This window comes from Pseudomonas sp. NPDC089554 (assembly GCF_050280645.1).
GTDB lineage: Bacteria > Pseudomonadota > Gammaproteobacteria > Pseudomonadales > Pseudomonadaceae > Aquipseudomonas.
This window is the reverse complement of record NZ_JBNNVR010000128.1, coordinates 1-11,327: the sequence shown is the minus strand read 5'-3', so window position 1 is coordinate 11,327 and position 11,327 is coordinate 1. Positions and strand designations below refer to the sequence as shown.

General features: G+C 64.5%; 15 protein-coding genes. 3 read left to right on the top strand and 12 right to left on the bottom strand.

Annotated features, from left to right (window positions below; genetic code table 11):
* From ACQKPE_RS24445 to rluD, 3 genes are all read right to left on the bottom strand, one after another.
* A partial coding sequence (locus tag ACQKPE_RS24445) for a Clp protease N-terminal domain-containing protein (RefSeq protein ID WP_427669243.1) occupies positions 1–1,301 on the bottom strand: 1,301 nt, incomplete at its 3' end.
* Between the two features lie 148 nt (positions 1,302–1,449).
* On the bottom strand, positions 1,450–2,190 hold the full coding sequence (pgeF, locus tag ACQKPE_RS24440; RefSeq protein ID WP_427669242.1) for a peptidoglycan editing factor PgeF: 741 nt from the start codon (positions 2,188–2,190) through the stop codon (positions 1,450–1,452).
* The gene (gene rluD, locus ACQKPE_RS24435; protein WP_427669241.1) at positions 2,187–3,149 is read right to left on the bottom strand and encodes a 23S rRNA pseudouridine(1911/1915/1917) synthase RluD; all 963 of its coding nucleotides are present in this window, start codon (positions 3,147–3,149) and stop codon (positions 2,187–2,189) included. The genes pgeF and rluD overlap by 4 nt, the downstream gene beginning before the upstream one ends.
* Positions 3,150–3,297: 148 nt before the next feature.
* Between rluD and ACQKPE_RS24430 the strand changes: the two genes are divergently transcribed.
* Entirely contained in the window at positions 3,298–4,317 is a 1,020-nt protein-coding gene (locus ACQKPE_RS24430; protein WP_427669240.1) for an outer membrane protein assembly factor BamD, read from the top strand.
* Between the two features lie 94 nt (positions 4,318–4,411).
* A complete protein-coding gene (locus tag ACQKPE_RS24425; protein ID WP_427669239.1) occupies positions 4,412–4,639 on the top strand; it encodes a PP0621 family protein in 228 nt (75 codons plus the stop codon).
* 25 nt (positions 4,640–4,664) lie between these two features.
* Here ACQKPE_RS24425 and thiO read toward each other — a convergent pair whose 3' ends face one another.
* The 5 genes from thiO to pilV are packed head-to-tail and all read right to left on the bottom strand — an operon-like array spanning position 4,665 to position 7,716.
* On the bottom strand, positions 4,665–5,762 hold the full coding sequence (gene thiO, locus ACQKPE_RS24420) for a glycine oxidase ThiO (protein WP_427669238.1): 1,098 nt from the start codon (positions 5,760–5,762) through the stop codon (positions 4,665–4,667).
* A 50-nt stretch (positions 5,763–5,812) separates the two neighbouring features.
* Entirely contained in the window at positions 5,813–6,211 is a 399-nt protein-coding gene (locus tag ACQKPE_RS24415; protein ID WP_427669237.1) for a type IV pilin protein, read from the bottom strand.
* Position 6,212: 1 nt separating this feature from the next.
* Positions 6,213–6,695 (bottom strand): hypothetical protein, encoded by a 483-nt coding sequence (locus ACQKPE_RS24410; protein WP_427669236.1) that lies wholly within the window; start codon positions 6,693–6,695, stop codon positions 6,213–6,215.
* Positions 6,692–7,357, bottom strand: coding sequence for a PilW family protein (locus ACQKPE_RS24405; RefSeq protein ID WP_427669235.1), 666 nt, complete (start codon positions 7,355–7,357; stop codon positions 6,692–6,694). Before ACQKPE_RS24405 ends, ACQKPE_RS24410 begins: the two co-directional genes overlap by 4 nt.
* Positions 7,354–7,716: a type IV pilus modification protein PilV gene (gene pilV / locus ACQKPE_RS24400; RefSeq protein WP_427669234.1), complete on the bottom strand. Its 363-nt coding sequence runs from the start codon at positions 7,714–7,716 to the stop codon at positions 7,354–7,356. Before pilV ends, ACQKPE_RS24405 begins: the two co-directional genes overlap by 4 nt.
* A 109-nt stretch (positions 7,717–7,825) precedes the next feature.
* Here pilV and ACQKPE_RS24395 point away from each other — a divergent pair, with 109 nt between their 5' ends.
* Positions 7,826–8,314: a GspH/FimT family pseudopilin gene (locus tag ACQKPE_RS24395; RefSeq protein WP_427669233.1), complete on the top strand. Its 489-nt coding sequence runs from the start codon at positions 7,826–7,828 to the stop codon at positions 8,312–8,314.
* On the opposite strand, the gene ispH is transcribed toward ACQKPE_RS24395, so the two are convergent.
* The 4 genes from ispH to ACQKPE_RS24375 all read right to left on the bottom strand — a co-directional run.
* On the bottom strand, positions 8,315–9,262 hold the full coding sequence (gene ispH, locus ACQKPE_RS24390) for a 4-hydroxy-3-methylbut-2-enyl diphosphate reductase (protein ID WP_427669232.1): 948 nt from the start codon (positions 9,260–9,262) through the stop codon (positions 8,315–8,317).
* 14 nt (positions 9,263–9,276) lie between these two features.
* Positions 9,277–9,714 carry an FKBP-type peptidyl-prolyl cis-trans isomerase gene (locus tag ACQKPE_RS24385; RefSeq protein ID WP_427669231.1) on the bottom strand — a complete coding sequence of 146 codons (438 nt, stop codon included), beginning with the start codon at positions 9,712–9,714 and terminating at the stop codon, positions 9,277–9,279.
* Positions 9,707–10,222, bottom strand: coding sequence for a signal peptidase II (gene lspA, locus ACQKPE_RS24380; protein WP_427669230.1), 516 nt, complete (start codon positions 10,220–10,222; stop codon positions 9,707–9,709). Before lspA ends, ACQKPE_RS24385 begins: the two co-directional genes overlap by 8 nt.
* On the bottom strand, positions 10,215–11,327 hold a 1,113-nt coding region (locus tag ACQKPE_RS24375; RefSeq protein ID WP_427669229.1), incomplete at its 5' end, for a class I tRNA ligase family protein. The genes ACQKPE_RS24375 and lspA, both read right to left, overlap by 8 nt.

The window sequence follows — 11,327 nt, the reverse complement described above, 5'->3', positions numbered from 1 at the left end:
GGGCTTCGCCGGTAGGCAGCAACCAGCGCAGGCTTGGCAGGTCGGCGTGCTGTTCTTCGAGCAGGGCTTGAATCAGCGCTGGAGTCGATTTCCATGCGGATGCGGCTGGCGGCTTCGTCGATCAGGTCGATGGCCTTGTCCGGCAGCTGGCGGTCGGTGATGTAGCGGTGGCTGAGCTTGGCGGCAGCGATGATCGCACCGTCGGTGATGGCCACCTTGTGGTGCACTTCATAGCGCTCCTTCAGACCGCGCAGGATGGCGATGGTGTCTTCCTCGCTCGGCTCCTCCACCAGCACCTTCTGGAAGCGCCGCTCGAGCGCGGCATCCTTCTCGATGAACTGGCGGTATTCGTTGAGCGTGGTGGCGCCGACGCAATGCAGCTCGCCACGGGCCAAGGCCGGCTTGAGCATGTTGCCCGCGTCCATGGCGCCCTCGCCTTTGCCGGCGCCGACCATGGTGTGCAGTTCGTCGATGAACAGGATGACCTGGCCGTCCTGCTTGGACAGCTCGTTGAGCAAGCCCTTGAGGCGCTCTTCGAATTCGCCGCGGTACTTGGCACCGGCGATCAGCGCGCCCATGTCCAGCGCCAGCAGGCGCTTGCCTTTCAGACCATCCGGCACTTCGCCATTGATGATGCGCTGGGCCAGGCCCTCGGCGATGGCGGTCTTGCCCACGCCAGGCTCGCCGATCAACACCGGGTTGTTCTTGGTGCGTCGTTGCAGCACCTGCACGGTGCGGCGAATTTCATCGTCACGGCCAATCACCGGGTCGAGCTTGCCTTCCTCGGCACGCTTGGTGAGGTCGACGGTGTACTTGTCCAACGCCTGGCGCGACTCCTCGGCGTTGGCGTCATTCACCGCCGCACCGCCACGCAGGTTGTTGATGGCGTTTTCCAGGGCCTTCTTGCTCACGTCCTGGCCAAGCAGCAGCTTGCCAATCTTGCTGTTCTCGTCCATGGCGGCGAGCAACACCAATTCACTGGAGATGAACTGGTCGCCTTTCTGCTGGGCCAGGCGGTCGGCCTGGTTGAGCAGGCGCGCCAGGTCCTGCGACATGTTCACGTCGCCGGTGGGGTTCTGGATTTTCGGCAGTTGGTCCAGCTCCTTGGTCAACGCCTTGCGCAGGCTGTTGACGTCGAAGCCCACCTGCATCAGCAGGGGCTTGATCGAGCCGCCCTGCTGGTCGATCAGCGCCTGCAGCAGGTGCAGGGGCTCGATGGCCGGGTGGTCCATGCCCACGGCCAGGGATTGAGAGTCGGATAACGCCAGTTGCAGCTTGCTGGTCAAACGGTCTATTCGCATGGGGATACCTTCCTTTAAAAGGCAGGCGGAGCGATGGACAGCACCTGAAATGAAGAACCTGCCAGAGATGACCAATAGATAGGGCTGATTCTGGAAGATTCAAGCGTAGCGGGGTTGACGGGGGTCATGCTGGATGAAGGCGAAACCTTTATTGCGGACCCAGCCAGACCAGCGAAGCGAAACGCCCACCCTGCGGGGTGCGGCGATAGGAGAAGAAGCGTGGGTCGCTGACCGTGCAGAAGCCGCCACCATATATAGCGGTAACGCCACGGGCGGCCAGGCGGATGCGCGCCAACGCGTAGATATCGGCCATCACCTTGCCCGGACGCTCACCGGGCACGAAAGCCGTTGCTGCCTCGGGGTGTTGGGCGGTGAACGCTTCGCGCACTTCCAGCCCGACTTCGAAGGCCTGCGGGCCGATGGCCGGGCCAAGCCATACCAGTACGTCTTCCGGCGCCAGCGCCAGGCGCTCGAGGGTGGCTTCCAGCACGCCGCCCGCCAGGCCGCGCCAGCCGGCATGAGCCGCCGCCACGCGGGTACCGGCGCGGTCGCAGAACAGCACGGGCAGGCAATCGGCGGTCATCACGGCGCAGGCGATACCAGGCTGGTCGGTCCAGCTGGCGTCGGCTTCAGCGACGTGCGAGGGATCGGCATCGGCCACGTCCAGGCCATGCACCTGCTTGAGCCAGGCCGGGCGGATGCTGAAGGTATCACTCAAGCGGCGGCGGTTCTCGGCGACGGCAGCTGGGTCGTCGCCGACATGGTCGCCGAGGTTGAGGGTGGCGTAGGGCGGCAGGCTGACGCCGCCCTCGCGGGTGGTGACGCAGGCGCGGACCGAGGCTGGCGCGGGCCAGTCGGGAAGGATCAGCGACGGCGTCAGGCCGCTCATCCGATAAAGCTCTCGCGGTCCTGGTTGAGCAGCGACAGCAGCCAGACGAAGTCATCCGGCAGCGGCGAGGCCCATTCCATGCGCTCACCGGTGGTCGGGTGGTCCAGTGCCAGGAAGCGTGCATGCAGGGCCTGGCGCGGGAAGTGCTTCACCGCCTCGACCATGGCCACGCTGGCCGCAGGCGGAATACGGAAGCGCACGCCGTAGGTCTGGTCGCCGACCAGCGGGAAGCCGACGTGGGCCATGTGCACGCGAATCTGGTGGGTGCGACCGGTCTCCAGCTTCACCCGCACATGGGTGTGCGAACGGAAGCGCTTGAGCACGCGGTAGTGGCTGACCGCAGGCTTGCCACCCTCGGTCACCGCCATACGCTGACGCTCGCCGCCGTGACGACCAATGGGGGCGTCGATCTTGCCACCGGCGATCACCACACCCACCACGATGCATTCATAGATGCGGCTGACCGAGCGCTTCTGCAGTTGGTCGACGAGGTTGGTCTGCGCCTGCAGGGTCTTGGCCACCACCATCAAGCCGGTGGTGTCCTTGTCCAGGCGATGCACGATACCGGCGCGCGGCACGTTGACGATGTCCGGCACATGGTGCAACAGGGCATTGAGCAGGGTGCCGTCGGGGTGACCGGCCGCCGGGTGAACCACAAGCCCCGCGGGCTTGTTGATCACCAGGATCTGGTCGTCCTCGTAGACGATGTCCAGCTCGATGTCCTGAGCCACCCATTCGCCCTGGGCTTCCTGCTCGGCTTCGAGGGCCAGGATGGCGCCACTGTGGACGGTGTCGCGCGGTCGCAGCACCGCGCCATCGACCGTCAGGCGGCCATCTTTGATCCACGAGGACAGGCGCGAACGCGAGTACTCGGCGAACAATTGGGCGGCGACTTGGTCGAGGCGTTGGCCGCCCAGTTCGGACGGGACCTCTGCGCTAAGTTGAATGATCTCGGACATGCTCGAATCGACGGGCGTACAGCCTTTGGTTTCGGCTGCTCGCTTGTGGTTAAATACGGCTTCTTTTGCCCCGGGGTTGGCCGGGGGCGCTCATCATAACAGGACGGCACCGCCCAAGACAGCGGCCGTCAAAGGGACGCAAGCCGCCATGCAAGTGAAACACCTGCTGCTGATCGCCATCCTCGGGCTCACCGCTGCCTGTTCCTCTAACAAGGAAGTCATCGACGAGAACCTCAGCGAGGCCGAGTTGTACCAGCAGGCGCAGGCCGACCTGGACAACTCCAGCTACACCAGTGCCGTGAACAAGCTCAAGGCCCTGGAGTCGCGCTACCCGTTCGGCCGCTACGCCGACCAGGCCCAGCTCGAGCTGATCTACGCCAACTACAAGAACGCCGAGCCAGAGGCCGCCAAGTCGGCCGCCGAGCGCTTCATCCGCCTGCACCCGCAGCACCCGAACGTCGACTACGCCTACTACCTCAAGGGCCTGACCTCGTTCGACCAGGACCGCGGCCTGGTGGCGCGCTTCCTGCCGCTGGACATGACCAAGCGTGACCCGGGTGCGGCGCGCGACTCCTATAACGAGTTCGCCCAGCTCACCAGCCGCTTCCCCAACAGCCGCTACTCGCCGGACGCCAAGCAGCGCATGATCTACCTGCGCAACCTGCTGGCCGCCTACGAAATCCACGTGGCCGACTACTACATGACCCGCGAGGCCTACGTGGCCGCTGCCAACCGTGGCCGCTACGTGGTGGAGAACTTCCAGGAAACCCCATCGGTGGGTGACGGCCTGGCGGTGATGACCGAGGCCTACCAGAAGATGCACCTGGACGACCTGGCCGCCACCAGCCTGGAGACCCTCAAGCTCAACTACCCAGACCACCCGAGCCTGGTCGATGGCCAGTTCGTGCCCAAGCAGAGCGAGAGCGACGGGCGTTCGTGGCTGTCCACCGCCACCCTGGGCCTGATCGAGACCGACACCCCGCTGCCACCGGGTGAAACCCGTGCCAACCAGGATGTGGTCCGCCAGTTCCGCGACGCCCGCGACGAAATGTCGCCAGACCTGCTGCCCAAGGACGAGAATGGCGACCCGATCGTGCCGGAAGGCCCGAAAGACGTCGAACAGGATCGCTCCTGGTTCAGCTACCTGACCTTCGGTCTGTTCGACTGATACCGCGCGCTACAGAGAAAGGGAGGCCAAGGCCTCCCTTTTTTCATGCCCGCGTCCTAGACTGTCGCCTTCCCTTCTCGACAAGCTGGACACCATGGTTCGCCTACTCTTCTGGATCGCCCTGATCGCTGCCGCATTCTGGCTGTGGCGCAAGTTCAAGATCAGCCAGGCATCGCGCCCCGAGCCCAAGCTCGACGACCCACTGAAGATGGTGCGCTGCGCCCACTGTGGCGTGCACGTGCCCAATGACCGGGCCTTGCAGCTGGGTAGCCAGTGGTATTGCAGCCAGGCACACCTCGAGCAAGGGCCGGAGCACAAATGATCATAGGGGCCTGGGCACTGTTCGATCAGCCCAGGCGCCCGGCAGGCGCATAGGGTGCGGGGTCGATGATCGGCTCGCCGCCCGTCAGCAAGTCGGCGAACAGTTGGCACGATGCAGGCGCCAGCACCAGCCCGTTGCGGTAATGACCGCAGTTCAGCCACAAGCCCGCATGGCCTGGCACCTCGCCGATATACGGAATGCCCTCGGGTGACCCCGGCCGCAGCCCGACCCAATGCGCAACCGGGGTCGCACCGGCCAAGGCCGGCAACAGTTCGACCGCCGAAGCCTTGAGGCTTTCCAATGCATCGCCTGTCGGCGTCTTGTCGTAGCCCGCATGCTCCAGGGTACTGCCGACGAGGATGTGCCCATCGCGCCGAGGAATGGCGTAGCGCCCCTTGGCCAACACCATGCTCGGCAGGAAGTCCTGCGCGCACTTGAACAGAATCATCTGCCCCTTGACCGGCTCGACCGGCAGCACCAGGCCGAGGGTGGCCAGCAAGTCGCCACTCCAGGCGCCAGCACAGAGCACCACATCGTCGGCGTGCAGCACGCCCTCTTGCGTCAGCACGCCGGTTACCCGGCCCTGCGCGTGCTGGAAGCCTTCGATACGGCAGTGTTCACGCAAGCTGACATTGGGCTGCGCCAGCAGCGCAGCTTTCAGCGCCTTCACCAAGCGCGGGTTGCGCACGTTGGCCACGCCTGCCATGTAGATGGCCCGTTGGAAACCTGGGCCGAGCACCGGCACCGCATCGTAGGCCGCCGAGATATCCACGGCGCTGAGCGGACGCCGCTCCCGCTGGGCCCAGGCAAGCGCATCGGCCTCATCGTCCAGGTCCAGCCAATACAAGCCGGTGGTATGCACCTCGGGATCGACGCCGGTACTGGCGAACAGACGCTCGCCAAGCTGCGGATAGAAGTCTTGGGACCAATGCGCCAACGCCGTTACCGCCGGGCTGTAGCGCCACGGGTACAGCGGCGAGACGATGCCGCCACCCGCCCAGGATGACTCGCGGCCGAGCTCGCCCTGGTCACACACCACCACCCGCTCGACCTTCGCCGCCAGGTTGAACGCCGTCAACAGGCCGATCACCCCGCCGCCGACCACCACTACTTGCTTGCTCATCTGTCGATCCAACACCTTGTAGAAACCTTTGGCCTCATCGCCCCATGCGCTCAACCACTCCAACACCCGCCGGCATCGTCGTCCGCTCCGGGGTTTCCACGCACACCGGCCTGATCGAGCGAGTAATCGCCGCAACTATCGTGCGCCATCAGGCCGCCCGGCAGACGCGTGGCCAGCAACTGGTAGCCGTCGCCGTCACGCCGAGCTTGCAGGTTGTAGTAGCGATTACCACTGGGCAGGAGCGTTACCAACTGATCATTGTCAGCGTACTCGCCAACGCGGGCACGATCGCGCTCCAGGCGGTGCGCCGCATCGTGCAGCAGACCGACCACTTCGCCGCGCACAGCACGCCGAAGCTGGTCGCTGTAACTGGGGTAGGCAATGCTTGCCAGAATGCCGGTCACCGCCAGGACAATCAACAACTCGATAAGGCTCAGGCCTTGCTGCATGTCAGTGCTCCCTCAAGCGCTGGCGCCAGAGAATACGCTGAAGCGATTCTGGTGACTGCTCACTCACTGCATAGACCGCTTCCAGCACATGGCGCGCACGCACCTGCTGGCTAACGGCGGTAATTCGGAACAATGTCACCGGCTCGCCTTCCGGCACATGGGCTGCCAACGTGCTTTCTCCCAGGTTCTGCAACAGGAAGAAGCCGCGCGAGCCCTGCTGCCAAAAGGGCTCATCCCCGCGAATATCGTGCGGTGTAGCCGGTGGTTGGCACGCCAGGCAGGCCTGCGGCGGTGCCAGGCTTAGCTGCTCGCGGCCCTCCAGCAAGCTCACCTGCGCATCTTCCAGTGCCTGTGCGGCCCGAAGCAGCTCACCACTGGTCCATGACAGCAGCAACGCCTCGCGTAAACCTGAGGCGACCAGCAGCCCTAGCAGCAAGCTCAACGTCAGGGTGAGCATCAGCACCATCCCACGTTGGCGCTTCATGGCGCGGGCAACCGGTTACGTAGCGCCACGCTCAGTTCGTATTGCTGTTCCAGCTGCTGCGTGGGCTCGAACAGTTGCAAACGTATGTCCAGGCGCTGCCCCTCGCCGGCCTGCACCTGGGTTATCCACAGCCCCTTCACGTTATCGATCAACCTGGCATTCAGGCCCCCACTGCTCAGCATCAGGCTGCCGTCGTGTACCCGGTAGTGCTGTTGGCGCAAGGGGAAGGCCAGGCTGTCGCCGTCTGCGAGATGTCCACCGGCCAGCACCTTGGCCCAAGTGCGACAGTCGCTGAGCACGGTCCAGTCAGGCGCGCCAGCCGCCCCGGGCAACTCGCCCGCCAACAGGCTCAGACTGGCCAACCGGCCATCGGTGGTGCGGGTGATCTGCAACGGCGCGGCAAATGCCTGGGCAGCGGCTGCGCTGGGAAAGTCGATGGCATGCGTTGCCAGGCAGCCGAACACGCCAGTCATGCGGATGTCCTGGACCAGGCGCTGCAGCGCAAGCCGGGCATCCTCCTGCAGGCGTGCCGAAGCGCCCTGCAAGCGCCAGCTTTGCTGGCTGGATACCAGCACCTGCCCCGCGGCCGCCAGCAACATCAGCCCGATCGCCAATGCCAGCAGCGCCTCCAGCAGGCCAAACCCTCGTTGCAGGCGGCTCATGGTGTCACCCTGCCCTGCAAGACAATGACTTGCCAGGCCGTGTCGTGGCGCTCTTGCCAACGAGCCTCCAAGACCAGGGCACCCGCTTGCGAAGTCACCTGCCCTTCAGCCGAACGCCCCAGCAGTGTGGTAAGCCGCCGTCGCCATTCGCCAAGCGCCTGTTCATCTACCCTGCCCTCGGCACGCATGCGCTCCAGCGTGGCCTGTGCCGCCTGCACCACCTGGCTATCGCGCCGGGCCGCCTCGCTGGCCTGCAACGCCTGCAGTTGCAGCGCAGCGCTGGCCAACACGCCCAGCGCCAGCACCACCATCGATAGCAGTACCTCCAGCAAGGTCATACCTCGTTCCCTGGCTTCCATGACTCCGCCTCCTGCGAATTTTCCTGCGGGTAACGCTCGTCTGGTCGACTGGACCTCCTGCCCATCGACACCGAAGCTATAGAGAAGCACTTCCAGGGAGGAATGCACGATGCGGCAACAGGGAGCAACACTGCTACAAATGATGACCACACTGGCGCTGATCGGCGTCCTACTTCAACTCGGCGCCCCCGCCTACGCCACCTTCACCGCCGACCTACACCAAGCCGCCATTGCCCGTGACCTGGCGCAGACACTACGCACCGCACGCAGCCACGCCATGCTGCAAAACCAGGCGGTACTGGTAAGGCCATTGAAGGAGGACTGGGGACAAGGCTGGCGTATGCAACTGGCGCACGGCGGGCAGATATTGCGCGAACACCGTCAGCTGCGACCGGTGCACATCGTTGCCAACATGAGGCAGGTGACGTTTAGCGGGCTGGGCATACCGCTGCGAGGGAATGGGGCATTCTTCGGCGGGGCGTTGCAGCTCTGCCCACAAAACAAAGGCGCCAGCCACCATCAGGTGGTACTGGCGCCCAGCGGCAGGGTCAGCTTGCGTGCAGAGGCGGTGGCACCGCCAGGCTGTGCGAGTGGCTGATCAGATCAGCGAACGAACCCGCAGCTCCTTGGGCATCGAGAAGGTGATGTTCTCTTCACGGCCATCGAGCTCTTCGGCACCACTGGCACCCCAGGCCCTGAGCTGGTCGATCACGCCACGTACCAGCACTTCCGGCGCCGAAGCCCCTGCGGTGATCCCGATGCGGCCGACACCTTCGAACCAGCCTTGCTGCAGGTCTTCGGCACCGTCGATCAGGTAGGCCGGCGTGCCCATGCGCTCGGCCAGCTCGCGCAGGCGATTGGAGTTGGAGCTGTTGGGGCTGCCGACCACCAGCACGACGTCCGACTCGTCGGCCAGTTGCTTGACCGCATCCTGGCGGTTCTGGGTGGCATAGCAGATATCGTCCTTGCGCGGGCCGCCGATGTTCGGGAAGCGCGCACGCAGGGCATCGATGACCCGGCTGGTGTCGTCCATCGACAAGGTAGTCTGGGTGACGAAAGCCAGGTGATCCGGGTCGCGCACCTGCAAGGTGGCCACGTCGTCCTCGTCTTCGACGAGGTAGATGGAACCGCCGTTGCTGGTGTCGTACTGGCCCATGGTGCCCTCGACTTCCGGGTGCCCGGCATGGCCGATGAGGATGCATTCACGTCCGTCGCGGCTGTACTTGGCCACTTCGATATGCACCTTGGTCACCAGTGGGCAGGTCGCATCGAACACCTTCAGGCCACGGCCAGCCGCTTCCTGGCGCACGGCCTGGGAAACGCCATGGGCACTGAAGATGACGATGACATCGTCCGGCACCTGGTCCAGCTCCTCGACGAAGATCGCGCCACGGTTGCGCAGGTCTTCGACGACGAACTTGTTGTGCACCACTTCATGACGCACGTAGATCGGCGGGCCGAAGACTTCCAGGGCGCGGTTTACGATCTCGATCGCCCGGTCCACCCCTGCGCAGAAGCCGCGGGGGTTGGCGAGTTTGATTTGCATGCTCGGCTCCAGGCTCACAGGCCCTTGACTTCGAGGATCTCCACCTCGAAGTTCAGGGTCTTGCCGGCCAGTGGGTGATTGAAGTCGATGGTCACCTGGCTGTCGTCGAAGGCTTTCACCACGCCCGGCAGCTCGGTGTTGGCAGCGTCGTTGAAGATCACCAGCAGGCCTTCGGACAGCTCCATGCCATCGAATTGACCACGCGGCATGACTTGCACGTTCTGTGGGTTCGGCTGGCCGAAGGCGTTCTCCGGGGCAACCACGACGGTGCGCTTGTCACCCGCCTTGAAGCCGAACAGCGCATTCTCGAAGCCCGGCAGCAAGTTGCCGTCGCCGACCTTGAAGGTAGCCGGGGACTTGTCGAAGGTGCTGTCGACGGTGTCGCCATTTTCCAGGTGCAGGGCGAAGTGCAGGGTCACTTCGGTGTCCTGCCCGATACGGGTCTCAGTCATGCACCGGCTCCTCGGATTTCTTGCTCTTGAACATATCCAGCGCCAGCATCACCGCACCAACGGTGATGGCGCTGTCAGCCACGTTGAAGGCTGGGAAGTAATGGGTGTTGCGCCAGTGCACCAGGATGAAGTCGACCACATGGCCCAGCACGACACGGTCGTACAGGTTGCCCAGCGCGCCGCCCAGCACCAGGGCCAGGGCGATCGCCAGCCAGGTCTCGTTGCGCCCCAGGCGCTTGAGCCAGACCACCAGCACGGCACTGACCACCACGGCGATCACGGCGAACAGCCAGCGCTGCCAGCCGGAGCTGTCGGCGAGGAAGCTGAACGCCGCGCCGGTGTTGTAGGCCAGGGTCCAGCTGAAGTAGTCGGGGATGACCACGATCTGCTGGTACATGCTCAGCGAGCTGTCGAAATACACCTTGGTGGCCTGGTCGATGACCAGCACCAGCAGGCTCAGCCAGAGCCAGGCAAGACGCCCGAAGCGCCCCGCTACAGGGTTAGGCATAGTGGCGCACCTCACCATTACCGCTCATGTTGTCGACGCAACGGCCGCAGATTTCCGGATGTTCCGGGTGGCTGCCGACATCGGCGCGGAAGTGCCAGCAACGGCCACACTTGGCGTGGCCGGACTTGACGACCTTCAGCTTGAGCCCTTCGACTTCGGTTGTCACCGCGTCGCTTGGCGCCTGGATGAACGGCACCACGCTGGCAGCGGAGGTGATCAGCACGAAACGCAGCTCGTCACCCAGCTTGGCCAGGTCTGCGCTCAGGCCTTCTTCGGCGAACAGGGTCACTTCGGCCTGCAGGTTGCCACCGATGGCCTTGGCCACGCGCTGGTTCTCCAGTTCCTTGTTGACCGCGGCCTTCACGGCCATCACGCGGTCCCAGTAGGCGCGGTCCAGCTCGGCATCGGCCGGCAGCTCCGACAGGCCCTGGTACCAGGTGTTGAGCATGACCGACTCGTTGCGCTCGCCCGGCAGGTACTGCCAGATTTCATCGGCGGTGAAGGCCAGGATCGGCGCGATCCAGCGCACCAGCGCTTCGCTGATGTGGTACAGCGCGGTCTGGCAGGAACGGCGGGCGACGCTGTTGACACCGGTGGTGTACTGGCGGTCCTTGATGATGTCGAGGTAGAAGCCGCCCAGCTCCTGGACGCAGAAGTTGTGCACCTTGGAGTAGACGTTCCAGAAGCGATATTCACCGTAGTGCTCTTCCAGCTCGCGCTGCAGCAGCAGGGTACGGTCGACCGCCCAGCGGTCCAGCGCCAACATGTCTTCGGCTGGCAGCAGGTCGCGGGCCGGGTCGAAGCCCGACAGGTTGGAAAGCAGGAAGCGTGCGGTGTTGCGGATACGCCGGTAGGCATCGGCGCTGCGCTGCAGGATCTGCTCGGAAACGGCCATTTCGCCGGAGTAGTCGGTGGCCGATACCCACAGGCGCAGGATGTCGGCACCCAGGGTGTCGTTGACCTTCTGCGGCTCGATGGTATTGCCCAGCGACTTGGACATCTTGCGGCCGTTCTCGTCCACGGTGAAACCGTGGGTCAGCAGCTCGCTGGGTATAAACGCTCTCTTGTGGGGCGTTGTGGTGACAGGAGATCGGCGTCGTTCGTG